Origin of the sequence: Glycomyces amatae, assembly GCF_020991375.1 — a bacterium.
Classification (GTDB): Bacteria; Actinomycetota; Actinomycetes; order Mycobacteriales; family Micromonosporaceae; genus Glycomyces; species Glycomyces amatae.
In genome coordinates, this window is record NZ_JAJLQZ010000011.1 from 21520 (window position 1) to 46376 (window position 24857).

Below are 24857 nucleotides of genomic sequence, written 5' to 3' on the forward strand. Positions count from 1 at the left end.
CCCGCTCAGGACAAGGACGCCGATGCCCCGACCAGTGCCCGGACCGGGGGCGCTCGTTTCGTACATCCGGACCGGCGCCCGCGACGCCCGCATCGCCTACCGGGAGCTGCCCGACGGGGAGCGGCTGGCCTACCGCGAGACGGTGCGCCGCGTGTACGAGGCCGCGATCGACCGCCACTTCGGCGGGCGCCCCTCCGACGAGCAGGCGCACGACCTCGCGGAGGCGGTCGCCGCCCGGCATCCGCAGTACGGCGGCGGCGTCAGGCGGGTGCTGCGCTCGAGCGCGGAGGGGGTGCTGCGCAGCGGGATGAGCCCGCGCCAGCTCCTCACCGCGCAGCACCTCGTCGTCCGCGAGGTCGCCAAGCTGCACGCGGACTTCCGCGAGCGGGCCGAGCAGGTCGTCGAGGAGGCGTCGCGGACGCTGGTCTCGGCCGGGCTCCGGTCGGCCCTGGAGGACCGTGCGGCCGAACGGGGCGAGGACTCGGGCGCCCCCTCCTCCGCATCGGGCGCGGGCCCCGTTTTCACGGGCACCGACGCGGACTCCCTGGTGTCGGTGACGATCGGGCTCGACGGCTCGCTGCGCGCGCTCGAACTGCGGCGCGGCGTGGAGCGCCTGGGCGGCAGGTCCCTCGGGTCGAGCGCCGTGCGCGCCTGGGTGGACGCCGAGAAGCAGCGGTGGCGCCGCGCGAAGGAGCTGGGCGTGCACGACGCGTTCCCCGAGATCGGCTCCGGCAGAGGCGGCGGGGACGCGTTCCGGGGCGAGGCCTACTGCGCCAGCGGACTGTGCCGCGCGACCGTGGACCGGTACGGGCGGCTGCGCGACCTCACCTTCATGCGCACCGCGCTGTTCGGCGACGACGGCCGCCTGGGGCTGGCCGCCGAGATCCGCGAGGCGATCACCGGAGCGCAGCGGCGCCTGGCCGACTCGTGGTGAGCCGGGCGCCCGGCGTCTGCGGCCTTTGAGGACCGCGCTCCTCGGTGCGGGGCCGGCCGGGCGTGCCGTCGACCGGTGCAGGCGCCGGCGCGTGCCGCCGGGCACCCGCCTCGGGACGGGAGCAGGGCGCCGGTCCCGCCGCGGCGGCGCCCCGGACGCCGCCGGTCCGGGCGGCGCGACGGTAGCGCTTCCATCGGCATTGACATAGAGAGATTCCTATGTCTATCATGAATGTCACTTAACCGCTTCAGTCACTGTTTTCCCAGTTCGATCCCCTCACGGGGCCGGCCGAGTCCCCAGCTACCCCAGGGACATCGCGCCACGCGGACGCACGAGCCGCGGCCGGGACCCCGGCCGCTCGCGGCGGTGCCCCCGTGCCGTCCGCGGCCCCGCTCGTACGACAGCAACGGACCCCGCTCGCACAAGGGTTCACCGTGCAAAGGAGACGCAAGTGTCTTTCCCTTCCCTCCGCGCGCCGAGGCGCGCGGTCATCGTCATGGGCGCCGCCGCCGTCGCCGCCACCGGAGCCGCGCTCCCGGCCTCGGCGGCGGGACGGCCCGCGCCGGTCCGCCTCGCCGACGACAAGGCGACCCGCGAGACCCGCGCCCTCTTCCAGTACATGCGGGACCTGCGCGGCCGGGGCGTCATGTTCGGCCACGAGCACACCCTCTCCGACGGGTTCACGTTCTCGGGGATGGACGGCGAGTCCTCCGACGTCGAGGCCGTCGTCGGCGACTACCCCGCCGTGTTCGGCTGGGACACCCTGATCCTCAACGGCTTCCAGAAGCCCGGCGTGTACGGCGGGACCGTCGAGGAGAACATCGAGGCCCTCAGCTGGGCCCTGGAGCAGTCGGACGCGCGCGGCGGGATCAACATCCTGAGCGCCCACCTCTACAACTTCGTCACCGGCGGCGACTTCTGGGACACCACCGGCCGGGTCGTGGGCCAGATCCTCCCCGGCGGGGCCAAGCACGCGGACTTCAACGAGTTCCTCGACCGGATCGCCGCGGCCGTCAAGGGCGCGAAGCGCCCCGACGGAACCCGCATCCCGGTGATCTTCCGGCCCTTCCACGAGAACAACGGCGGCTGGTTCTGGTGGGGCGCCGGGCACTGCACCTCGGCGGAGTTCATCGAGATCTTCCGCTACACCGTCGAGTACCTGCGGGACGTGAAGAAGGTCCGCAACCTCCTCTACGCCTACTCCCCCAACTCGAGCTTCGGCGGGGACCCGGCCGGCTACCTCAAGACCTACCCGGGCGACGAGTTCGTGGACGTCCTCGGCTACGACGCCTACGACAACTCCGCGGGCTCGCCCGAGTGGCTCGCCGCCACCGTGACGGACCTCGGGATGGTCGTGGACCTCGCCGCCGAGCGCGGCAAGGTGCCCGCCTTCACCGAGTTCGGCGAGTCCGGCGAGGAGGGCCGGAACCTGACGTGGTTCACCGACCTGCTCGGGGCGATCGAGGCCGACCCGGGCGCGAGGCAGGTGACCCACATGCTCACGTGGGCGAACTTCGGCGGGGACAACCGCGCGTACGTGCCCTTCCCCGGGCACGCGCTGGAGCCGGACTTCGCCGCCTTCCACGAGGACCCGTACTCGCTGTTCACCTCCGACCTGGAGGGCGTGTACGACGCGAAGACCTGCGCGGTCCCCAACGCGCCGTTCCTGCACCTGGCGACCCCCACCGACCGCCAGCGGATCGCGGCCGACGCGACCGTGGTCCGGGTGCGCCTCAACAACGCGCACGCCTCGAAGGTCACCTGCTCGATCGGCGGGGCCGAGCCGATGCGGCTGCGCCGCGACGAGGCCGGCTTCTACTCCGGGGAGTGGGCGATCGACCCGTCCTGGCTGGACAACCGCTCGGTCGAGGTCGCGGTGAGCGCCAAGGTCGGCCGCCGGACGCTCACCGACTCGGCGCTGGTGCTCCTGGGCGAGGTCGAGCCGCTCCCGGCGGGGTGGATCGACGACTTCGAGGGCTACGCGGGCGACGACCTGACGCTGAGCGAGGCGTACAGCCACGTCAACGCCAACACCACGGCCCTGTCGACCGAGCACAAGGCCTCGGGCTCCTACGGCCTGGCGTACTCGTACGACTTCTCGAGCGCCGGGTACACCGGCATCGGCAAGTCGGTGGACGCGGACTGGACGGCCTTCTCGGCGCTGAAGCTGTGGATGCGGGGTGACGGGTCGACGAACGGCGCGACGTTCCAGATCGTCGCCAAGGGCGCGTACTTCGAGTACAACACGGGCCTGGGCGACACGGCCGGGCAGGACGTGAACGCGCCGTTCGCGGACTTCCGGCCCGCGCCGTGGGACACCGCGCACGCGGACGAGCTGCTCGACGCCGAGCACCTCGCCGACGTGACGGCGTTCAACCTCTACCTGGGCTACGGCGGCGCGAACGCCACCGGCACCGTCCACTTCGACGACATCCGGGCGGAGTAGGGCGCGGCTCGGGCGCCCCGCGGACGCTGGTCCCGCGGGGCGCCCGCGCCGTTCAGGAGTTGTGCGGGTCGGCGGCGTTGAGGGCGGCCACGACCTGGTCGTAGTCGCCGCGGGCCTCGCCGTACCGCAGGAACTTCACGCGCTCGACCTGGATCTCGGCGGCGTCCGGCCGCGACTCGATGAGGCCCATGACCTCGGCGACGAACTCGTCGAGCGGCATCGCGTGCTCGTTGTCCTCGTGGCCGGGCATGAGCGCGGTCCGGACCGCGGGCGGCTCGAGTTCGACGACCCGCACGGCCGTGTCGGCCAGCTGGAGCCGGATCGACTCGCTGAGCATGTGGATCGCGGCCTTCGAGGCGTTGTAGGTGGGCGTGACCTTGAGCGGCGTGAACGCGAGCCCCGAGGAGACGGTCATGATCGTCGCCTCCGGCCGGGTCTGGAGGTGCTCGACGAACGCGGCGATGAGGCGGATCGGGCCGAGGACGTTGGTGGTGACGGTGGCCTCGGCCGTCTCGAGGAAGCCCTCGGGCCGGTGCCAGTCCTCGGCGCGCATGATCCCGGCCATGGCGACCAGGACGTCGAGCTCGGGGTAGCGGGCGAGGACGTCCTCGGCGGCGGTCTCGATGCTCGCCGGGTCGGCGGTGTCGATGCGGACGGTGCCCAGGCCCGGGTGCTCGGCGGCGATCCGCTCCAGCAGCTCGGTGCGGCGCCCGCCCACGACGACGGTGTTGCCCCGGTCCCGGAGCGCCAGGGCGAGGGCGAGGCCGATGCCGCTGGTCGCGCCGGGGATGAAGACGGTGTTCCCTGAAATCTGCATGCCTCGATTCTGGACGGGATCGGGCGGTTCGGGCAGAGATCGCCTATCGGGGGATCGGCGGTCCCCCGTTCGAGGTCGCATCGCGAGAGCGGGCGCACGATACTGGAGGCATGGACCGCACCGCACTGGCCGAGTTCCTGCGCCGCCGCCGCGAGGAGCTGCAACCGCAGGACGTCGGGCTCCCCGTCGGGCTGCGGCGCCGCGCCCCGGGCCTGCGCCGCGAGGAGGTCGCGTCCCTGGCCGCGATGTCGACCGACTACTACACGAGGCTGGAGCAGCGGCGCGGGCCGCAGCCGAGCGTCCAGATGCTGACCTCGCTCGCGCGGGCGCTGCGCCTGAGCGACCAGGAGCGCGACTACCTGTTCCGGACGGCCGGGCACAACGCGCCGACGAGCCTCGCCGCGGCCGACCACGTCGCGCCCGCGCTCCTGCGGGTCATGGACCGGCTGGAGGACACGCCCGCGCTCATCCTGTCCGCGCTCGGGGAGCCGCTGGTGCAGAACCGGATGGCGGTGGCGCTGTTCGGCGAGCGCACCGCGTACACCGGGCTGCGCCGCTACGACGCGTACCGGTGGTTCACCGAGCCGTCGTCGCGCCGGATCTACCCCGAGGACGACCACGACCGGCAGGGGCGGGCCCTGGTGTCGAGCCTGCGGGCGGCCTACGGGTCGATGGGGCCCAAGTCGCGGGCCGGGGAGCTGGTCCGGGCGCTGCGCCGGGAGTCCGCCGAGTTCGCGGCGGTGTGGGACCGCCACGAGGTGGCCAAGCGCTTCGCCGACCACAAGACGATCGTCCACCCCGAGGTGGGGCCGATCGAGCTGGACTGCCAGGCGCTGTTCACCGAGGACCAGTCGCAGTCCCTGCTGGTGCTCACCGCCGCGCCGCGCAGCGAGGCGGAGGAGCGGCTGAAGCTCCTGGCGGTCCTGGGCCCGGCGGACACGCGCTGACCGCGGCCCGTTCAGGCGCGGTCGTCGGCCTCGCCCGGTTCGGGCTCGGCGCAGCCGTCGCTCCAGTCGCCGTCCTCCGGGGACGTGCCGCCGATGTACAGCGGTCCGCCGAACGCCCACTCGGCGTCGTCGAACTCGGGGAAGTCGCCGAACACGCCGAAGCGCCGGTAGTGGTCGTCGGCGACCTCGCAGAGGACGAGGGTGACCTCGTACTCCTCGCCTTCGCAGCCCGACTCGCAGAACATGCCGGTGATGCGCCCGGTCGCGACCGCCGAAGCGCCGCCCCAGGACTCCCATTCGAGGTCCCGGCCGCTGGAGAACTCCGAGAGCGTCAGCTCCTCGGGCCGCTGGAGGCTGAGCTCCTGGGAGTCGTCGCCTTCGAAGGTGTCGAGGTCGAGGACGTGGACCTCGCCGGTCGGCTCCTCGGCGGGGCTCGGCTCGGTCGCGTCCGTTGTGGAGGCGTCCGCCGTGGGCGAGGGCGCCACGGCGGCGGGGTCGGCAGTGCAGGCGGCGAGGATCGCCAGGCCGATCAGGACGGGGGCGCCAGGAGACGAGGGGACCGCATGGCGTGCATCCTAAGGCACGCCCGCAAGTCCCCCAGTGTCCGTTCGGGTCCGGAGCGGGCGGGCCCCGCCGGGGCGCCGCTCGCGGCGGCAGTCGGCGCACACGTGTTCGCCGGTCGATCACAGCGGGTACAGTTCTGGGGCGAATCGGCGAGCGGACGGGAGCGCACGTGATCGAGTTCGAATCGGTGTCCAAGACCTATCCGGACGGCACCGTCGCCGTCGAGGAGTTCTCGCTCGTGGTCCCCTCCCACCGGTCGGTGGTGCTGGTCGGGTCCTCCGGGTCGGGCAAGTCGACCCTGCTCCAGATGGTGAACCGCATGGTGGAGCCCACGGGCGGACGGGTCGCCATCGACGGCGAGGACGTCGCCGGGCGCGACGCGGTGGGCCTGCGCCGGTCCATCGGGTACGTCCTCCAGCACGGGGGCCTCCTGCCGCACCGGACGGTCCTGGACAACATCGCCACCGTCCCGGTCCTCAACGGGACGCGCCGCCGCCGGGCCCGGACGGAGGCGGCCGGGCTCCTCGAGCGCGTCGGCCTCGACCCGTCGCTGGGGAGGCGGTACCCCTCGCAGCTCTCCGGCGGCCAGCAGCAGCGCGTCGGCGTCGCCCGCGCGCTCGCCTCCGACCCGAACATCCTGCTCATGGACGAGCCGTTCGGCGCGGTCGACCCGATCGTGCGCCGCGAGCTCCAGGACGAGCTCGCCCGGCTCCAGGCCGACCTGGGCAAGACCATCATCTTCGTGACCCACGACGTGGACGAGGCCCTGCGCCTGGGCGACGAGGTCGTGGTGCTGCGCCGCCACGGCGTGATCGCCCAGCGCGGCACGCCCGCCGAGATCCTGGCCTCGCCGGCCGACGACTTCGTGCGCGACTTCGTCGGCGCCGACAGGGAGGAGCGGCGGCTCACCGTCCGGAAGGTCGACGGCCGCGACGTCGCCGTGGACGGCACCGGACGCCCGGTCGGGGTGCTGCACCCATGACATGGCTGGCCCTGAGCTGGGAGTACGTACTCGAACTGACGCGGGACCACCTGCTGCTGAGCGTCCCCGCGGTCCTCCTGAGCGTGCTCATCGCCGTCCCCATCGGACGACTCGCGAACCGGCGCAGGGTCCTCGGCGGGCTCGTGACCGGCGCCGCGACCCTCATGTACGCGATCCCGGCGCTGCCGCTGCTCATCATCATCCCCGCGGTCTTCGGCTTCCCGCTGCGGTCCTCGGCCACCGTGGTCACCGCGCTCACCGTGTACGGCGTCGCGCTGCTGGTGCGGACCGCCGCCGACGCCTTCGGCTCGGTGGACGCGGAGGTCCGCGACGCCGCGCTCGCCGTCGGCCACTCGCCGCGCAGCGTCTTCTGGCACGTCGACCTGCCGCTGGCGATCCCGGTGCTGCTCTCGGGCACCCGCGTGGTCGCCGTGAGCACCGTCAGCCTCGTGACGATCGGCGCGCTCATCGGCGTGCCGGGCCTGGGCTCGCTCCTCACCGACGGGTTCCAGCGCGGCATCACCGAGGAGGTCGCGGTCGGCGTGGTCGCCACGATCGTCGTCGCCCTGGTCCTCGACGGGCTGCTGCTGGCGGCCGGGCGCGCCCTCACCCCGTGGGCGCGCACCCCGCGCCGGAGCGCGAAGACCGCGGGAGGCGCGCGATGAGCCTGCTCATGGACGCCGGCGCCTGGCTGGGCGACCCCGCGAACTGGTCCGGTGACAACGGCGTCCCGACCCGGACCGTGCAGCATCTGGCGATCACCGGCGCCGCGGTCGGCATCGCCGCCGCCGTCGCCCTCCCCGCGGGGGTCCTCATCGGGCACACGCGCCGCGGGGCGGGCCTCGTGGGCGCCCTCTCCGGCGCCGCCCGCGCCATCCCGACCCTGGGCCTGCTGACCCTGTTCGGCCTCGCCTACGGCATCGGCCTGAAGGCCTCGCTGGCGGCCCTCGTGGTCCTGGCGGTGCCGTCGATCCTGGCGGGCGCCTACGCGGGCGTCCAGGCCGTCGACGCCGCCACCGTCTCGGCCGCCAGGGCCGTCGGCATGCGCCCGCGCCAGGTCCTCTTCGGCGTGGAGCTGCCGCTCGCCGCGCCGGTGGTCGTCGGCGGCGTCCGCGCCGCCGTGTTGCAGGTCGTCGCCACGGCGACCCTCGCCGCCTACATCGCCGACTACGGCCTGGGCCGCTACCTGTTCGCCGGGCTCAAGTCCCGCGACTACGCGCAGATGCTCGCCGGGGCCCTCCTCGTCGCGGCGCTCGCCCTCCTGCTCGAACTCGCCTTCGCCGCCGCGCAGCGCTACGCCGCGACGCGCATCGCCGACCCCGCCCGATCCGACCGGAACGACACCCGAACCGTTCAGAAAGGCCCGACCTCATGAAACGAAGCCTCCCAGGGCAACGCCCCCGCAAACGACGCGCGCTCGCGGCGGCCCTCGCCGTGGCCGGGACCGCCGCCCTCACCGCCTGCTCCGGCGGCGACCCGTTCGACTCCGGCTCCGACGGCGGGGACGGCGACACGATCGTCATCGGCTCCCAGGACTACTACTCGAACGAGATCATCGCCGAGATCTACGCCCAGGCGCTCGAAGAGGCCGGGTACACCGTGGACCGCCAGTTCCGCATCGGCCAGCGGGAGGCGTACCTGCCGGAGATCGAGGACGGCACGATCGACCTGTTCCCCGAGTACAGCGGCCCGCTGCTCCAGTACTGGAACGCCGAGACCTCGGTCAACCTGCCCGACGAGGTGTACGCCGAGCTGGAAGGGGCCGTGCCCGACGGGCTGCGGGTCCTCGACCAGTCCCCCGCGAACGACCAGGACTCCTACACCGTCACGCAGGAGTTCGCCGACGAGTGGGGCCTCACCGCCATCGGCGACCTCGCCGAGGTCACCACGCCGCTCGTGCTCGGCGGGAACTCCGAGGCCGAGACCCGCGCCTACGGCCCCGCCGGGATGATGGAGACCTACGGGATCGAGATCGGCTTCACGCCCATCGAGGACGGCGGCGGGCCGCTCACCGTGCAGGCCCTCGAGGACGGCGACATCCAGCTGGCGGTCATCTACACCGCCTCGCCCGCGATCGCCCAGGGCGGCCTGGTGACCCTCGAGGACACCGAAGGGCTCTTCCTGGCCTCCAACGTGGTCCCGCTCGCCAGCGACAACGTCGACGACGAGGCGGCCGCGATCATCGACGGCATCAGCGCGGGCATGGACACCGAGGACCTCATCGCCTTGAACGTGCGCAGCGTCGAGGAGGAGCTGCCCGCGGCGACCATCGCCGAGGACTGGCTCGCCGAGAACCCGCAGTAGAGGGGTCTCCGCTGCGGCGGCGCGGGCGATTCCCCGTTCGGGCCGCCGCACCGGGCAGGCTCTGGAATCATGCCGGTGGGGTCCGCACAGTCGGGCCCCACCGCACCGGATCGTGAAGGGACAACGCCGATGATCTCCGAGAGAACCGCAGGGCCGCGCGCCGACCGCCCCACCGCGGCGGTGGCGCCGTGAGCACCCGCGAAGTGGACCTGGTCGTCATCGGCGCGGGGCCGGTGGGCGAGAACATCGCCGACCGAGCCGTCCGCGGCGGCCTCGAGACGGTCGTCGTCGAGCGCGAGCTCGTCGGCGGCGAATGCTCGTACTGGGCGTGCATGCCGTCGAAGGCGCTGCTGCGCTCACCGCAGGCCCTCAGCGCCGCCAAGGCGGTGCCCGGCGCCGCCGAGGCCGTCACCGGCGGGCTCGACGTCGCGGCGGTCCTGCGCCGGCGCGACTCGTTCGCCAGCGACTGGTCCGACTCGGGCCAGGTGCAGTGGCTCGAGAGCGCCGGCATCGGCCTGGTCCGCGGCCACGGGCGCCTGAGCGGGGAGCGCGAGGTCACCGTGACCGCCGAGGACGGCGCCACCACGGTGCTGCGCGCCCGCCACGCGGTCGCGGTCGCCACCGGCTCGGTCGCGAACCTCCCGGGCATCCCCGGGCTCCGCGAAGCGAAGCCGTGGACGAGCCGGGAGGCGACGAGCGCCAAGACGGTGCCCGAGAGCCTCGCCGTCATCGGCGGCGGCGTGGTCGCGACCGAGATGGCCACGGTCTACGCCGCGTTCGGCGCCCGGGTCACGATCCTCTCCAGGAGCCGCCTGCTCGGCGGGGTCGAGCCCTTCGCGGCCGACCGCGTCGCCGAGTCCCTGCGGGCGCAGGGCGTCGAGATCAGGACGGGCGTCGAGACGCTCCGCGTCGAGCGCACCGGCGACGGCGTCCGCGTCGAGACCGACCAGGGCGCCGTGACCGCCGCCGAGCTGCTCGTCGCGGCCGGGCGCTCGCCCGCCACCGGCGACCTCGGGCTCGAGACGATCGGGCTCGACCGCCGCGCGAAGCTCGAGACCGACGACACGCTCCGGGTCGAGGGCTTCGACTGGCTCTACGCCGTGGGCGACGTCAACGGCCGGGCCCTCCTGACCCACCAGGGCAAGTACCAGGCGCGCGCCGCGGGCGACGTGATCGCCGCGCGCGCCGCCGGGCGCCCGGTCGACGACGCGCCGTGGGGCGCGCACGTCGCGACCGCCGACCACGCCGCCGTCCCGCAGGTGGTGTTCACCGAACCCGAGGTCGCGGCCGTCGGCCCCACCGCCGACGAGCTGCGCGAACAGGGCAGGAACATCCGCGTCGTCGACTACGACCTCGGCTCGGTCGCCGGGGCGAGCCTCTACCGGGACGGATACGAGGGCGCCGCGCGCATGATCGTCGACGAGGACCGCGGCGTGATGGTCGGGGCGACCTTCGTCGGCCCCGAGGTCGCCGAGCTCGTGCAGGCGGCCACCACGACCGTCGTCGGCGAGGTCCCGGTCGACCGCCTCTGGCACGCCGTCCCGGCCTACCCGAGCATCAGCGAGATCTGGCTGCGCCTGCTGGAGGAGTACGGGCGGCCCGCGACCGCCTGACGCCAAGTGCGGGCGGCCCCGCCCAGGCGACCAGAGGGGCGGGGCCGCCTCGGTGACGGCGGCGGCACCCGCGTTCCGAGGCTCGACGCCCTGCGCCTTCGTTCGTCCCCCGCGCGGCCCGCTTCCCCGTCGAGGCCCGCGGGCCCCTCCGACCGGGAAGGGGTTCCCGCCCCCGTCTTGCCGGTCTCCTGCCTTGTGAACGGCTCCGCCCGCCGACAAACTGGTCCTGATCGATTCGGCCTCCGACCCCCAGGCCGCCTCCTGATCGCGAACCGCAGCGGCTCGCAGCCTCGTCCAAGTGCCAAGGAGTCGGACATGACCTCACTCGACCGCCGTCAGTTCCACCGGTCGCTCCTCGCCGTTCCCGCCGCCGCCCTGGTCGGCACGGGCCTCGGCGCGCTCGCCCCCGCCGCGGCCTCGGCCGCCCCCGCCGACTGGCAGGCGCAGTTCCTGGTGGGCCAGGCGGACGGCGAGCTCATGCACCGAAGGCGAAGGGGCGACGGGTCCTGGGGTCCGACCTGGGACGGGGTCCCCACCGCCACCGGCGCGCTGCTCCGCGTCTCCTGCGCGGGCATGTCCGCGGACCTCCACGTCGTCGCGACGATCAACAGCGGGACTCCGGACCACGCCGTCCGGCGCGGCTCCGACGGCTCCTGGACGGCGTTCACGCCGATCCCCTCGCAGTCGGGCCCCGCCTCGGGCGCCGTCCACGTCGCGGCGACCACGCTCGGCCGCGAACTGCACGTCTTCAGCGCCTCTGAGCGGGGCACCACCCTGTACCACACCGTCCGCGGCGAAGACGGGGTCTGGCTGCCCCGTTGGACGGCGCTGCGGACCTTCGGGCGCATCGGCCACATCGCCACCGCCCGGGTCGGCACGACGATCAGCACCACCGTCATCGCCGACGGCAGGCTGCTCCACGCCGTCCGCGCCTCGGATGGGACATGGAGCACCTGGGGCGACGTCGAGCGCCCGGCAGGCGACATCGGGAACGTCAACCAGGTGGCCCTGGCGGGGATCGGCGCCCAGCTCCACGTCGTGGCGCTGAACGGCTCCAGCGAGGTCCACCACGCCATCCGCAAGGGGGACGGGTCCTGGCAGCGGTTCAGGAAGCCGTCCGTCTTCAACGGCCACTCGCCCTTCGCCGTCTGCGCGGCGAACGTCGGCGGCGAGATGCAGGTCGGGATCATCGACCTCGACGGCAGCCGCCAGATCGTCAAGCACTCCATCCGCCGATCCGACGGATCGTGGCAGCGGGTCGGCACCGTCTCCTCCGCCGGTCTCACCGGTGATCCGGGGACCCTGGCGGTGGCCGCCACCCGGTAGGCCCGGGATCGTCTCGCGACCGGGGACCTGAGCGGCGATGTCGAAGCAGCCCACGCCGAGAGCCGGGCCCTGGCGGGCCCGGCTCTCGGCGGAAGAGGTCAGCCTTCGCGTGAAGACCGGCGGACGTCGTCGGCGGCCTGCCGCGACTCCTCCTTCACGTGCTCGCCCGAGCTCTTCGCCTCGGACTTGACGTGCTCGACCGATTCCTTGGCGCTCTCCTCGAGGTGATGCGCCGACTCCTTGGCGGTGTCCCCGACGTGCGAGCCGATCTCGGCACCGATCTCCTTGGCCTCGGCCTTCATGTGCTCGGCCATGGGCTCGGCCCGGTCGGCCAGCGCCTGCGCCGCCTCGCGGGCCGTGCGGTCCGCGGGCAGGAGCGAGGCCGTGAGGGCGCCCACCCCGAAGGCGATCAGGCCGGCGGCGAGCGGGTTGCCCTTGATCTGGCCCTCGACCTGGTCCGCGTCGACGGCGCCCATGACCTTCTCGCGGACGGTGCGGACGCGCCGCTGGACGCGCTCCTTGCCGCGGTGGGCCATCCGCTTGGGGTTGACCCGGTCGTTGATCTCGTCGATCGTCATGCCGAGGTCTTCCCTCGTGCTCTCGATCTCGTCCCTAATCGCATCTGCTCGCGCACCCATGACGCGTCCTCCTTCAACGTCTCCCTGGTCTGCCGCGGCATCGGCGAGACCTCGCGGAGCTGCTTGCGGCCGTTGACGTACAGCACCGCGGCCACGATCGCGTAGACCACCGCCACGATGAGGAACGCCCAGCCCTCGGGCATGACCTCGGCCAGGCCCCACGCCGCGGCGAACGACGCCAGCAGGAGCGTGAAGTGGCCCATCAGCGCCGCGGCGCCGAGTTTGGCGCCCGCCTTCGAGGCCTTGGACGCCTCTTCGCGCAGCTCCACCTTGGCGAGCTCCACCTCCTTGCGGAGCAGGTCGCTGACGTCGCGGGCGACGTCGCTCAGCAGCGTCCCGAGGGACTGGTCCTCCCGGGAGTTGCGGTCGCGGGCGGCGTGGTCCGGTTCGCGGACCGTCCGCCGTGTCTCATCGGTCATCGCCATGGCGTCTCCTCGGCGGCGGCCTCCCGGCCGGTCCGGTACTCGCCGACCGGCGGGTTGGGCCGGTAGTCGCGGTCGGACCGGTTGGACTGGTACTCCCCCGCCCATCGGTCGGGCCGGCGCGCGCCGGTCGGCTCGGTGTCCGAACCGCGCTCGGCGCCCTCATGGCGCGGGTGCTCCTTGCGGACCTCGTTGCCGCCGCGGAGCAGCCTGCCGGCCGCGAATCCCGCCACGACCGCGGCGCCCAGGAACATGGCGGGCCGTTCGCGCGCGAAGCGCCTGGTGTCGTCGAGGACGCCGTCGAAACCGTCGTCCTGCATGCGTGCGGCGACCCGGCGCATCTCGCCGGCGGCCGACTCGGCGTAGTCCGCGAGCGGGCCGGCGTCCTCCGGACGGCCCTCGGCCAGCGCGCTGAACTGGTCGCCGAAGCGGCGCAGTGAATCGCCGAGCTTCTCGGCCTGGGCCGCGGTCTGCTCCCGCAACTGGGCCCGGGTGTCTTCGGCGAGGTGCCGGATCTCGGCCTTCGCCTCGTCGGCCAGCTCCCGCCCCTCCTCGCGCACGGTCCCGGCGACGTTCTTGGCCTCGTCGGCGGCCGTGTGGGCCATTTCCGTCCCGCGCCGCCGCGCGGTGTCGGCGGTGTCCTCGGCGCCTCCGGTGGTCTTCCCGCCGGTGTCCGGTCCGGACGTCCCTTCGACGGTGGGCCAGTCGGCGGTGCCGGATGTCCTCACCGCGTCGTCTGGCGTCGGATCGGCCGCGCCGGGCCTTTCTGCGAAGCTCATCTTCCCCTCCTTTCCCCGTCCTCCGGACGGGTGATCGTCGAGTGGTGTCAATGCGCTCGCGACGGCGTACCCCTGCTGTAAGCGTCCAATCACCTTCCTCGATGCCCAGCGGCGGCGGACATGAGGAAGACTCTCCTCACCTGGGGTTTCGCTCGCAGATTCCGGGCGTTAAACGCCGAGGTTGGCGATGACCGCCTCGGTGACGGCGGCGGTGCCGGCGGTGCCTCCCACGTCGCGGGTCTTGACGCCCTGCGCCGTGGCGGCCTCGACGGCCCTGTGGACGGCCTTCGCCTCGTCGTGCAGGCCCAGGTGGTCGAGCATCATGGCGGCGCTGCCGATGGCGCCGACCGGGTTGCACACTCCCTGCCCGGCGATGTCCGGGGCCGAGCCGTGGACGGGCTCGAACATGCTCGGGAAGCGGCGCTCGGGGTTGAGGTTCGCGCTCGCGGCCAGCCCGAGGCTCCCGGCCAGGGCGCTGCCGAGGTCGGAGAGGATGTCCGCGTGGAGGTTCGAGGCCACGACCACCGAGAGGTCCTCGGGGCGCAGCACGAACTTCGCGGACATCGCGTCCACCAGGACGCTCTCGGTCTCCACGTCCGGGTAGTCGGCGGCGACGCGCCGGAAGACCTCGTCCCACAGCACCATGCCGTACTGCTGGGCGTTGCTCTTGGTGACGCTGGAGACCTTCTTGACCGCGCGGGTGCGCGCCAGGTCGAACGCGAAGCGGATGATCCGCTCGCAGCCGACCTCGGTGAACAGGGCCGACTGGACGGCGACCTCGCCGCCGTCGCCGCGCGCGGCGAGGTTGCGGCCGCCGATCCCGGCGTACTCCCCCTCGGAGTTCTCGCGCACCACGACCCAGTCGAGGGGGGTGTCGTCGGCCTTGCGCAGCGGGCTGGTGACGCCGGGCAGGAAGGCGACGGGCCGGACGTTGGCCCACTGGTCGAAGTTCTGGCACACGCGCAGCCGCAGGCCCCACAGGCTGACGTGGTCGGGCACGGTGGGCCAGCCGACGGCGCCGAAGTAGATCGCGTCGAAGCCGCGCAGGACCTCCAGGCCGTCCTCGGGCATCATGGCGCCGTGCTCGGCGTAGTAGTCCGAGCCCCAGGGGAACTCCTCCCACTCCAGGGCGAAGCGGCCCCCGGCGTTCGCCTCGACCGCGTCGAGGACGGCGCGTCCGGCCGCGACGACCTCGCGGCCGACCCCGTCGGCGGGAATGGCGGCGATGCGGAAGCGCTGCGGGTCGTCCATGGAAGCTCCGAATCTCTCAGGCCGGGTGCGGCGGGGGGTGACTCGAGTGAACAACGCCGGGGCGGCCGGTGTCCAACACCGGTCTCCGATGAGCGTGATCGGGCGGTCCTATGGTTCAGTGCTGCTGTGAGCCTCCGGCTCGGTGTTGCTGCGAGCCTACGGCTCAGCACTACCGCGAGCCTCCGGCTCAGTGCCGCTACGCGTCGGCGGCCCAGGCGGCGGCCATGTCGACGAACGCCCGCGCGGCCGGGGTGAGGCCCTCGGGGCGGCTCACGAGCGAGGCGCGCAGGTGCATGGTCGACTCGATGCGGTGGACGGCGGCCCCGGCGCGCTCGGCCAGCGGCGTCCACGACTCGGGCATGACGGCGTGCCCGAACCCGGCCAGCACCAGGGGCAGGATCGAGGTGCGGTGCGCGATCTCGGCGGCGAGGACGAGCTCCGTGCCGCGCTCGACGAGGTCGTCGACGAAGCGGCGCATGAGGCTGCCGCGCTGGGAGGCGATGACCCGCAGGCCCCGGAAGTCCTCGTGCCGGACCGTGTCGCCCGGCGGCAGGCCGTGGTCGGGCGGCGAGATGAGGACGAGCGGCTGGTCCCCCAGCGGCACCACCCGCAGGCCCGCGGTGCGGAGCGCGCCGGAGGAGCCGAGCAGGCCGATCTCGCTGAGGCCGGTGCGCACGCTCGCGACCACCTCGTCGGCGGTGAAGGCGCCGTCCACGTTGAGCGTGATGCCGGGATGGGACTCGGCGAAGCGGCACATCATCGTCGTCAGCGGCTCGATGCCCGGCGAGGGCATGGAGACGAGGTCGAGGCGCCCGCGCTGGAGGTCCTTGACGGACTGGGCGGCCGAGCGGGCCGCGTCGAGGTCGCGCAGGACCTGCCGGGCGGGCTCGACGAGGAGGGCGCCCGCCTCGCTGAGCACCACGCCGCGCCCGACGCGGTGGAACAGCGGGACCCCGAGTTCGCGCTCCAGGTTCGCGATGGCCTGCGAGAGCGAGGGCTGGGCGATGTGGATGTGGTCGGCGGCCCGCCCGAAGCCGCCGTGGTCGACCACGGCGAGGAAGTAGCCCAGCTGGCGTGCGTCCATGCCCCTCCGTCCGCCCGGCGGCCCGTCGATAGGCGCCGCCTATCGGAGAAGTGTAGGCCCGCGGCGGCGTCTCAGATGCCGCCGCGGGCCTTGAGCGGGTGTCAGCCGCCGATGCCCGCGACGGCGACCATCACGCCGATGAGGGCGACGATGACGACCGCGCCGATGACGTCGAACGTGACGCCCGATCTGATCATCCTGGTCATCGGCACCGCGCCGGTGCCGTAGACGATGGCGTTCTGCGGCGTCGAGACCGGCAGCATGAAGCCCATGGACGCGGCGAAGGTCGCGCCCATCGCCGGGACGAGCGGGTCGACGCCCGCCGCCACCGCCAGCGGGATGATGATCGGCACCACGACCGCCGCGGAGGCGGTGTTGCTCGTGGTCTCGGAGATGAGGATCGCCAGCACCACCGCGAACACCGTGATCGCGAACGTGCTGGAGATGCCGAGCGTGTCCGAGGCGCCGTTGCCGATGGTCTCGGCGAGCCCGGTCGAGGCCAGCAGCGCGCCGAAGATGATGCCGGTGCCGAACAGCAGGATCGTGCCCCAGTCGATCTTCGCGGCGTCCTTCCAGGTCAGTGTGGGCTCCTGGCGCTTCCAGCTGATCGGCAGGATGAACAGCAGCGAGGCGCCGATGACGGCGGACACGCCCTCGTCGAGCCGGTCGGAGACGCTGGCGTACGTCGAGGAGTCGGTGCCGGCGACGAGGCCGACGACGGCGGGGATGAGCCACAGCACCACGGTGACCAGGAAGGCGATCACGGTGTTCTTCTCGGCGCGGCCCATCGGGCCCTGCTCGGCGCGGCGCTCGCGGATGTACTCCTCGACGCCCTCGATGCGGCGGATCTCGGGCTTGTTCACCAGGATCAGCACGACCGCGAGGACGGCGAACATGATGGCGCAGATCGGCAGGGCCATGACCATCCACTGCCCGAAGGAGATGCGCTCGCCGGTGGCCTCCTCGATGAGGCCGCGGCCGATGAGGTTCGGCGGAGATCCGACGGGCGTGAGCAGGCCGCCGACGCTGGCGCCGTAGGCGAGCATGAGCATCAGGGCGGCGCCGACGCGCAGCCGCAGCGGGTCGAAGTCGGGGCGGACGACCCCCTGGTCCTGCATGAGCCGCGCGATGACGGCGAGGATGCCCATGGCCGTGGGCATGAGCATCGCGACCGTGGCGGTGTTGGAGATGAACGCCGAGAGGACGCAGGTGACGGCACCGAAGGCGATGATGGTCCGGACCGTGGACCTGCCGACGCCGGGCAGCCCCAGGATGAAGTAGGCGACGCGCTGGGCGACGCCGTGCTTGAGCATCGCCGCGGCGAGGATGAACGCCCCGATGAAGGTGAAGACGGTGCTGGAGCCGAAGGGCGCCAGGACGTCGCCGGAGGGGGCGACGCCGAGCAGGATGATCGCGCTGACCCCGATGAGGCCGCCGACGGGGATGGGGATGGGCTCGCAGATCCACAGGACGACCACGCCGAGGAGGACGGCCGCGAGGGACTGCTGGTCGCTCGCCAGGTCGAGCGGGAGGAAGTAGAAGACGACGGACACGAGGGGGGCGAGGAACCAGCCGACGAGGCGGCGGCCCCTCTCGAACCGCTCATCGGCGCCGGAGCCGAGTTCGGTGAGGCTGCGGTAGGTGGAGCCGCCCAGGAGGGCCTTGTCCACATCGGTGCGGGGGGCGCCGGCGGCGTCGGGGGACGCCTGCGAGGCGGGGTCGGACACCATGCCTCCTCCTTGAGGTCTAGGTTGTGGCGACTGTCTCATCCGCCCTCGCTCCCAGTCCAAGACTTGTCTCCTTTGCGGCATATAGGCAACGCCTATCGGAAAACGCGGTGGCGTCGCCCGCGGATGCCGAGGCCGGGGGCCTGGACGTTCACGTATGCCAATACTTGACTGCCTAAATTAAGGCTTGGTACGCTCCGCTCACCTCGACACTCACTTTGGGAGCGCTCTCTTCACCTCGAAGGACGACATATGCGAACGACTCGAAACCGCAAGCGCCTCACCATGACCGCCGTGGCCGTCACGGCGCTCGGCACCGGCGCCCTGATGGTCGCCTCGGCGAGCCCGGCACTCGCCGAGGAGGGCTGCGAAGTGGACTACACCGTGGTCGGCAGCTGGGGCTCGGGATTCCAGGCCAACGTCGCCATCACGGCCGACGAGGCCATCGACGGCTGGGAGATCGAGTGGGCCTTCCCCTCGGGTACCACCGTCGGCAGCGCCTGGAACGTCGACTGGAGCCAGTCCGGGACCGCGTTCACCGGCTCGGACGTCGGCTGGAACGCCGCCATCGGCTCGGGCCAGACCCGCGAGGTCTTCGGCCTCATCGGCTCCGGCAGCGCCGCAGCGCCCACCGGCGTCACCGTCAACGGCGACCTGTGCGACGGCCAGGTCGACCCCACCGACCCGCCGACCGACCCCACGGACCCGCCGACCGAGGAGCCTGGCGGACCGGTCTCGATCATGCCGCTGGGCGACTCGATCACCGGCAGCCCCGGCTGCTGGCGCGGCAACCTGTGGAGCCTGCTCGACCAGGCCGGCCACGAGGTCGACTTCGTCGGCTCGCTGTCGCAGGCCTGCAACCCGGCCGGGTCCGACCCCGACCACGAGGGGCACGGCGGCTTCCTGGTCACGCAGTCGGTCGCGAACGGGAGCGTGCGCGGCTGGCTGGAGCAGAACACCCCCGACGTGCTCATGATGCACTTCGCCACCAACGACGTCTGGTCGGCGGTCCCGCCCGCGCAGATCCTCGCCGCCTACACCGCCATCGTGGAGGACCTGCGCGAGCTCAACCCGGACGCGGTCATCCTGGTCGCCCAGATCATCCCGCTGCACCCGGACGCGTCCTTCGGGTGCACCGACTGCCCGCAGCGGGCGATCGACTTCAACGCCGAGATCCCCGGCTGGGCCGCCGGGCTGACCACCGCGGAGTCGCCGATCACGGTGGTCGACCAGTGGACCGGCTTCGACCCCGCCGTCGACACCTACGACGGGGTCCACCCCGACGAGGACGGCTACGTCAAGATCGCCGCGAACTGGTTCGAGGCCCTCGACCCGATCCTGTAGCACCCGCGGTCGCGGCGCCCGTCTCCGGTGGGGAGGCGGGCGCCGCCGCTTCGCCCCGGGAATGTCCGTTTGCATCGTTGTACGATCGTGAGGATTCGAGGAGGTGCCATGGCGGCGACCCTGCACGACGTCGCGGACCTCGCGGGCGTGTCGTTCAAGACGGTGTCGAACGTGGTCAACGGCCACCCCCACGTCAGGCCCGCCACCCGCGAGAAGGTCGAGCGCGCGATCGCCGAGCTGGACTACCGGCCGAACCTCACCGCCCGGGGCCTGCGCAAGGGCCGCACCGGCGCGATCGCCCTGGCCGTCCCCGAACTCAACCTGAGCTACTTCGCCGAGCTCGCCAGCTTCGTCATCGCCGCCGCCGAGCGCTCCGGCCTGGTCACCCTCGTCGAGCAGACCGGCGGCGACCGCGACCGCGAGCTGGCCCTGCTGCGGAGCCCGCGGCTGCGCATGACCGACGGCCTCATCCTCAGTCCGCTGGGGATGCGGCAGGAGGACGCCGACGCGCTCGACGTGCCCTTCCCGCTGGTGCTGCTCGGCGAGCCGGTGTTCGACTGGCCCAGCGACCACGTCTCCATGCGCAACGCCGAGGCGGCCCGCGCCGCCACCGAGTACCTCATCGCCTCGGGGCGGCGGCGCATCGCCGTCATCGGCGAGTACGAGGACGAGGTCTTCGGCTCGGCCCGCGCGCGCCTGCGCGGCTACCGGGAGGCCCTGGAGGCGCACGGCATCGGGTACGACGGGCGCATCGTCGCGCACGCGACCCTGTGGCACCGGGCCGACGGGGCGCGCGCCATGCGCGAGCTGCTCGACCGCGGCGCGCCGTTCGACGCGGTCTTCGGCTTCAACGACACGCTCGCGCTCGGCGCGATGCGCGTGCTCCAGGAGGCGGGCCTGCGCGTCCCCGAGGACGTGGCGGTGCTCGGCTTCGACGACCTGGACGAGGCCGCCTACGCGATCCCCTCGCTCACCACGGTCGACCCGGGCCGCGAGTGGATCGGGCGGACCGCGGTCGAGACGCTGCTCGAGCGCATCGGCGGCGGGAGGGACGCCGCGCCCGCCACGCGACTGGCCGATTTCAGCATCGTCGAGCGGGAGTCCGCGCCCCGCGGGTGAGCCCGGGGGCGGCCCCGTGTTGACAGGGCCGCGAGGGGCGACGTACGATCCAGAAATTACAACGTTGTACAAGACTCACGTTTTTACAACGTTGCACTAGGCGCAGACAGCGCAGTCTCGCATCGAGAGGGAATTGGACATGACACGCACGCGGATCTGGACGGGCGCCGCCGCGGCGCTCGCGCTCACGGCGGCGGTGGCGGGCTGCTCGGGCGGCGGCGAGGACGACGGCCCGGTCGAACTCACCTTCTGGCACGGCTACTCCGAGGCCGACGGCGACGTGCTCGAGGAGATCGTCGCCGACTTCAACGCCTCGCACGACGACATCACCATCGACACCGAACTGAAGACCTGGGACAGCATCGACGACACGCTGCTCACCGCGCTCTCCGCGGGCGAGGGGCCCGGCCTGGTGGCCATGCCCGCCGAGCGCCTCCCCGTGTACGCCTCCAAGGGCGCCTTCGCCTCGCTGGACGACTTCTACGCCGACGAGGCGAGCAACACCGCGAACCTGGTCCCCGGCGCCGTCGAGATGGAGGAGGTCGAGGGCGAGAAGTTCGGCGTGCCGAGCGGCTTCGTGCCCCTGGCGGTGTACTACAACACCGCGCTCTTCGAGGCCGGGGGCGTGGACGAGTTCCCGCAGACCTGGGACGAGTGGGTCGAGGCCGCGAAGCGGCTCACCGTGGACGAGGACGGCGACGGCACGCCCGAGCAGTACGGCGTCGTGCTCCCCGACCACGCGACGGTCGCGAACGGCCTGTGGCCCTCGCTGTTCTACGGCAACGGCGGCGGCATCGTCGACGGCGGCGAAGCGGTGATCGACTCGCCGGAGAACGCCGAGACGCTCGAGTTCTGGAGCGGCGCGATCGCCGCCGACCAGATCTCCCCCACCGGCGTCGACGGCATCGGCGCCGACGAGCTGTTCAGCGGCGGCAAGGCCGCCATGACCGTCGGCGGCCCCTGGATGGCCTCGATCGCCACCGAGAACGGCATCGACTACGCGATCGCCCCGCTCCCGGCCGGGCCCGCGGAGCAGGCCGCCTCGGCGATCGGCGTCTCCATGGCCGTCACCGTCGACACCAGCCGCGCCGAGCAGGCCGCGGCCGAGGAGTTCCTCTCGTTCTTCCTCAACGAGGAGAACTCCGTGAAGTGGTCGCTCGGCTCCGGCTGGCCGCCGCTGCGGACCGACATCCCGGCCGAGGCGGTCGCCGAGAACCCGGTGGTGGCGTCCCTGACCGAGATCGCGGCGACCGGCCGGCCCCTGCTGCCGGGCGTGGTCAACAGCGTCGACGTGCTCAGCGCCGTCGACGAACTGACGCAGCGGGCCGTCGCGGGCGAGGACGTGGACGCGCTCCTCGCCGAGGCCCAGGCCGAGGTCCAAGCGGCGCTCGAAGACTGACCAGCGCGCCTTAGTCGGGGGCGCCCGGCCCGGGCGCCCCTCCCGCCGAGGTTGAGAGGAAACCATGAGTGCTGACCATCCGCCGGTCCGCCGGTACCGCCCGCCGGCCCCCCTGGGCGGGCGGCGCCGCGCCACCGGCAGCCCCGCGGGGCGCAACACGAAGGCGCTGCTGTTCCTGGCGCCCGCGCTGATCGTCCTGGGCCTGTTCGTGGTCTGGCCGATGATCTCGGCCCTGCGGCTGTCGTTCACCGACGCGAGCGGGTTCGGCCGCGAGGAGTGGGTCGGGCTCGAGAACTACGCCGCGGTCTTCACCGACCCGGACATCCTGAACGCGGTCACCAACACCGTGCTGTACACGGTGCTGTTCACCCCGACGGCGGTGATCGCGGCGCTGGGGCTGGCGCTGCTGCTCAACAGCCCCCGCATGCCGTTCCGGTCGTTCTTCAGGACCGCGCTGTTCGTGCCGTTCGTCGTCTCGTTCGCCGTGGCGGCGTTCGCGTGGAGCTACCTCATCGACCCGCAGGTGGGCCTGGTGAACTACTGGCTGCGCGGCATGGGGATCAGGATGGGCAACGTCCTGGAGGACCCGACCTGGGCCATGCCGATGGTCGCGTTCGTCGCGGTGTGGAAGCTGTTCGGCTTCTACTTCGTCATCTTCCTCGCCGGGCTCCAGGACATCCCGAACTCGCTGTACGAGGCCGCGCGGATGGACGGGGCCGGGCCGTGGTCGCGGCTGCGGAACATCACGCTGCCCATGCTGTCCAACACGATGGCGTTCGTGCTGGTCTTCGCGACCATCGCCGCGCTCCAGGCGTTCGACCAGATCTACGTCATGACCGGCGGCGGCCCCTACGGCAACACCCAGACCGTGGTCATGGAGATCTACGAGTCCGGGTTCCGCAAGCTCGACATCGGCTTCGCGTCGGCGCTGTCCTACGTGCTGCTCGTCGCGACGCTGATCCTGAGCCTGGTCCAGTTCGTGTTCTTCGGCCGCAGAGAGAAGGACCTGTCATGAGCGCCCTCGGCGGCACCCTGACCACCGCGCGCCGGAGGCTGCGCGAACTCCGCCCGAGCACGGTCCTCGCGACGCTGGCCCTCGTCGTGGTGAGCGCGATCGTGCTGCTGCCCATCGCGATCATCGTGCTCACCGCGTTCAAGCCCGCCGGGGAGGTGAACGCGTTCCCGCCGAGCCTCCTGCCGGACACGTGGACGCTCGACAACCTCAAGGAGGTCACCTCCGAGCTGCCGTTCGCCCGGCTGATCGGCAACAGCTTCCTGTTCGCGGGCGGGGTGACGGCGTTCGCGCTGGTCTTCGACTCCCTGGCCGCGTACGCCCTGGCGCGCATCGACTTCACCGGCCGCAAGGTCCTGCTGGTCGCGATCATCGCGACGCTCATGATCCCCTTCCAGGCCACGCTCATCCCGCTCTACCAGCTGGTGGCGGACCTGGGCTGGGTGAACACGTACGCCGGGCTCATCGCGCCGCGCGCGGCCGACGCGTTCGGGATCTTCTTCCTGCGCCAGTTCTTCCTCGCGCTGCCCCGCGACATCGACGCGGCCGCGCGCATGGACGGCGCGGGCGAGTTCCGGATCTTCCGGTCGGTCGTGCTGCCGAACGCGATGCCCGCCCTGCTCACCCTGGGGCTGTTCACGTTCGTGAACAACTGGAACGACCTCCTGTGGCCGCTGGTGTTCACCACCGACGCCGAGATGGGCACCATCACCTCGGGCCTGACGCTGCTGACCGGGCCCAGCGGCATCGTGCCGCACGGCGTGATGATGGCCGGCTCGCTCATCGCGATCGTGCCGCTGGTCGTCGCCTTCCTCTTCGTACAACGCCGCTTCATCGAGAACATCGCCACGACAGGACTCAAATGACCGCTCCCCCGCAATGGCACCGCGACGGATCGCTGCACTTCGCCGTCGGTGTCGAGGACACCTTCGTGCCGCAGGCCGGCCCCGGCCAGCGGCCGATCGACGAGTACGAGCTCACCGAGCACTACGCGCACTGGCACGCCGACCTCGGCCTGGCCGGGGACGCGGGCGCGGAGCTGGTGCGGTGGGGCGTGCCCTGGTACCGGATCCAGCCCGGGCGGGACCGGTGGGAGTGGGGCTGGCTCGACCGGGTCATGGACCGCTTCGCGGAGCTGGGCCTGCGGCCGATCGTGGACCTCATGCACTACGGGACGCCGCTGTGGCTGGAGGGGCAGTTCGCGAACCCGGACTACCCCGAGCGCGTCGCCGAGTACTCGGCGCGGGTGGCCGAGCGCTACGCCCACCTGGGGTTCGCCGAGTACACGCCGGTGAACGAGCCGATGATCCACGCGCAGTTCTCCGGCGAGTACGCGTACTGGCCGCCGTACCTGTCGGGCCCCGAGGGGCTGAGCGCGATCGTGAGGCAGCTGGGGCGCGGGTTCGTGCTGGCGCAGCGCGCCATGCGCGAGGTCCTGGGCGAGGCGGCGGTGTTCGTGCACGTGGACGCGGGCCAGCGCTACGCGGGCGACGTCGACGCCCCGGAGCACCGCGAGCACGCGGCGCGGCTGCGGGAGCAGGTGCACCTCGTGGAGGACCTGGTGACGGGCCGGGTCGGCGGGTCCCATCCGCTGGAGCCGTTCCTGCGCGCCAACGGCTGGTCCGACGGGGACCTGGCGTGGTTCGCGGCCGACCCGGTGCACCCGGACGTCATGGGCGTCAACTACTACCCGCTGCACTCGACCGAGGTGTTCGAGGCCGGGGTGTTCCACTCCGGGGGCTTCCCCGACCCGCGCCCGGCGCGGGACGACGGGGCGGCCGGGCTGGTCGAGCTGCTGCGCGCGGCGGCGGACCGGTACGGGGCGCCGGTGATGCTGACCGAGACGTGCGTGACCGACTCGGTGAAGGCGCGCGTCGACTGGCTCGACGAGTCGGTCGCGGCCGTGCGCGGACTGCGCGAGTCCGGTGTGGACGTGGTCGGGTACACGTGGTGGCCGCTGTTCGACATGTACGAGTGGACCTACCGGCACTCGCAGGCGCCGCGGGAGGCGCACCGGCTGACGATGGGGCTGTGGGAGCTCCGGGAGCGCGGCGGCGAGCTGGCCCGCGTCCGGACGGCCGTGGCCGACCGGTTCCGCCACCACGCGACCGGGGGGCGCTGAACCCGGATCGGAGGCGAGGCGGCCGCG

23 protein-coding genes are annotated in these 24857 nt (G+C 72.7%); 15 read left to right on the top strand and 8 right to left on the bottom strand.

The window, feature by feature from the left end:
- The first annotated feature begins 22 nt into the window (after positions 1 to 22).
- Together LO763_RS17165 and LO763_RS17170 are read left to right on the top strand one after the other, a co-directional pair.
- On the top strand, positions 23 to 934 hold the full coding sequence (locus tag LO763_RS17165) for a hypothetical protein (RefSeq protein WP_230786536.1): 912 nt from the start codon (positions 23 to 25) through the stop codon (positions 932 to 934).
- A gap of 451 nt (positions 935 to 1385) precedes the next feature.
- Positions 1386 to 3380 carry a glycosyl hydrolase gene (locus LO763_RS17170; RefSeq protein WP_230786538.1) on the top strand — a complete coding sequence of 665 codons (1995 nt, stop codon included), beginning with the start codon at positions 1386 to 1388 and terminating at the stop codon, positions 3378 to 3380.
- A gap of 52 nt (positions 3381 to 3432) precedes the next feature.
- Here LO763_RS17170 and LO763_RS17175 read toward each other — a convergent pair whose 3' ends face one another.
- Positions 3433 to 4197: an SDR family oxidoreductase gene (locus LO763_RS17175; RefSeq protein ID WP_230786541.1), complete on the bottom strand. Its 765-nt coding sequence runs from the start codon at positions 4195 to 4197 to the stop codon at positions 3433 to 3435.
- Between the two features lie 110 nt (positions 4198 to 4307).
- Here LO763_RS17175 and LO763_RS17180 point away from each other — a divergent pair, with 110 nt between their 5' ends.
- Positions 4308 to 5144, top strand: a complete 837-nt coding sequence (locus LO763_RS17180; RefSeq protein WP_230786542.1) for a helix-turn-helix transcriptional regulator — start codon at positions 4308 to 4310, stop codon at positions 5142 to 5144.
- A gap of 11 nt (positions 5145 to 5155) precedes the next feature.
- On the opposite strand, the gene LO763_RS17185 is transcribed toward LO763_RS17180, so the two are convergent.
- On the bottom strand, positions 5156 to 5629 hold the full coding sequence (locus tag LO763_RS17185) for a hypothetical protein (RefSeq protein WP_230786544.1): 474 nt from the start codon (positions 5627 to 5629) through the stop codon (positions 5156 to 5158).
- Between the two features lie 248 nt (positions 5630 to 5877).
- On the opposite strand from LO763_RS17185, the gene LO763_RS17190 reads away from it, so the two are divergent.
- From LO763_RS17190 to LO763_RS17215, 6 genes are all read left to right on the top strand, one after another.
- On the top strand, positions 5878 to 6690 hold the full coding sequence (locus tag LO763_RS17190; RefSeq protein ID WP_230786545.1) for an ABC transporter ATP-binding protein: 813 nt from the start codon (positions 5878 to 5880) through the stop codon (positions 6688 to 6690).
- Positions 6687 to 7355 carry an ABC transporter permease gene (locus LO763_RS17195; RefSeq protein ID WP_230786547.1) on the top strand — a complete coding sequence of 223 codons (669 nt, stop codon included), beginning with the start codon at positions 6687 to 6689 and terminating at the stop codon, positions 7353 to 7355. Before LO763_RS17190 ends, LO763_RS17195 begins: the two co-directional genes overlap by 4 nt.
- Positions 7352 to 8065 (top strand): ABC transporter permease, encoded by a 714-nt coding sequence (locus tag LO763_RS17200; RefSeq protein ID WP_230786548.1) that lies wholly within the window; start codon positions 7352 to 7354, stop codon positions 8063 to 8065. Before LO763_RS17195 ends, LO763_RS17200 begins: the two co-directional genes overlap by 4 nt.
- The gene (locus LO763_RS17205) at positions 8062 to 8994 is read left to right on the top strand and encodes an ABC transporter substrate-binding protein (RefSeq protein ID WP_230786550.1); all 933 of its coding nucleotides are present in this window, start codon (positions 8062 to 8064) and stop codon (positions 8992 to 8994) included. The genes LO763_RS17200 and LO763_RS17205 overlap by 4 nt, the downstream gene beginning before the upstream one ends.
- 188 nt (positions 8995 to 9182) lie before the next feature.
- Positions 9183 to 10607, top strand: a complete 1425-nt coding sequence (locus tag LO763_RS17210; protein WP_230786551.1) for a dihydrolipoyl dehydrogenase family protein — start codon at positions 9183 to 9185, stop codon at positions 10605 to 10607.
- Positions 10608 to 10922: 315 nt separating this feature from the next.
- Entirely contained in the window at positions 10923 to 11933 is a 1011-nt protein-coding gene (locus LO763_RS17215) for a hypothetical protein (protein WP_230786554.1), read from the top strand.
- A 98-nt stretch (positions 11934 to 12031) separates the two neighbouring features.
- On the opposite strand, the gene LO763_RS17220 is transcribed toward LO763_RS17215, so the two are convergent.
- The 6 genes from LO763_RS17220 to LO763_RS17245 all read right to left on the bottom strand — a co-directional run bounded on the left by LO763_RS17220 (position 12032) and on the right by LO763_RS17245 (position 17837).
- A complete protein-coding gene (locus LO763_RS17220) occupies positions 12032 to 12511 on the bottom strand; it encodes a DUF3618 domain-containing protein (protein ID WP_230786555.1) in 480 nt (159 codons plus the stop codon).
- Positions 12508 to 12990 carry a phage holin family protein gene (locus LO763_RS17225; protein ID WP_230786557.1) on the bottom strand — a complete coding sequence of 161 codons (483 nt, stop codon included), beginning with the start codon at positions 12988 to 12990 and terminating at the stop codon, positions 12508 to 12510. Before LO763_RS17225 ends, LO763_RS17220 begins: the two co-directional genes overlap by 4 nt.
- Complete coding sequence (locus LO763_RS17230; RefSeq protein WP_230786558.1) at positions 12987 to 13772, bottom strand: hypothetical protein; 786 nt, start codon at positions 13770 to 13772, stop codon at positions 12987 to 12989. The genes LO763_RS17225 and LO763_RS17230 overlap by 4 nt, the downstream gene beginning before the upstream one ends.
- Positions 13773 to 13940: 168 nt before the next feature.
- Positions 13941 to 15023, bottom strand: coding sequence for a tartrate dehydrogenase (locus tag LO763_RS17235; RefSeq protein ID WP_230786560.1), 1083 nt, complete (start codon positions 15021 to 15023; stop codon positions 13941 to 13943).
- A gap of 196 nt (positions 15024 to 15219) precedes the next feature.
- Positions 15220 to 16107, bottom strand: coding sequence for a LysR family transcriptional regulator (locus LO763_RS17240; RefSeq protein WP_230786563.1), 888 nt, complete (start codon positions 16105 to 16107; stop codon positions 15220 to 15222).
- A 101-nt stretch (positions 16108 to 16208) separates the two neighbouring features.
- Positions 16209 to 17837: an SLC13 family permease gene (locus tag LO763_RS17245; protein ID WP_230786566.1), complete on the bottom strand. Its 1629-nt coding sequence runs from the start codon at positions 17835 to 17837 to the stop codon at positions 16209 to 16211.
- Between the two features lie 249 nt (positions 17838 to 18086).
- Between LO763_RS17245 and LO763_RS17250 the strand changes: the two genes are divergently transcribed.
- From LO763_RS17250 to LO763_RS17275, 6 genes are all read left to right on the top strand, one after another.
- Entirely contained in the window at positions 18087 to 19178 is a 1092-nt protein-coding gene (locus LO763_RS17250) for a cellulose binding domain-containing protein (protein ID WP_230786568.1), read from the top strand.
- A gap of 108 nt (positions 19179 to 19286) precedes the next feature.
- Positions 19287 to 20297 carry a LacI family DNA-binding transcriptional regulator gene (locus tag LO763_RS17255; protein ID WP_230786570.1) on the top strand — a complete coding sequence of 337 codons (1011 nt, stop codon included), beginning with the start codon at positions 19287 to 19289 and terminating at the stop codon, positions 20295 to 20297.
- A 139-nt stretch (positions 20298 to 20436) separates the two neighbouring features.
- On the top strand, positions 20437 to 21696 hold the full coding sequence (locus LO763_RS17260; protein WP_230786572.1) for an ABC transporter substrate-binding protein: 1260 nt from the start codon (positions 20437 to 20439) through the stop codon (positions 21694 to 21696).
- 64 nt (positions 21697 to 21760) lie between these two features.
- Positions 21761 to 22711: a carbohydrate ABC transporter permease gene (locus LO763_RS17265; RefSeq protein ID WP_230786574.1), complete on the top strand. Its 951-nt coding sequence runs from the start codon at positions 21761 to 21763 to the stop codon at positions 22709 to 22711.
- Entirely contained in the window at positions 22708 to 23574 is an 867-nt protein-coding gene (locus tag LO763_RS17270; protein ID WP_230786575.1) for a carbohydrate ABC transporter permease, read from the top strand. The genes LO763_RS17265 and LO763_RS17270 overlap by 4 nt, the downstream gene beginning before the upstream one ends.
- Entirely contained in the window at positions 23571 to 24830 is a 1260-nt protein-coding gene (locus LO763_RS17275; RefSeq protein WP_230786577.1) for a family 1 glycosylhydrolase, read from the top strand. Before LO763_RS17270 ends, LO763_RS17275 begins: the two co-directional genes overlap by 4 nt.
- Positions 24831 to 24857 lie beyond the last annotated feature (27 nt).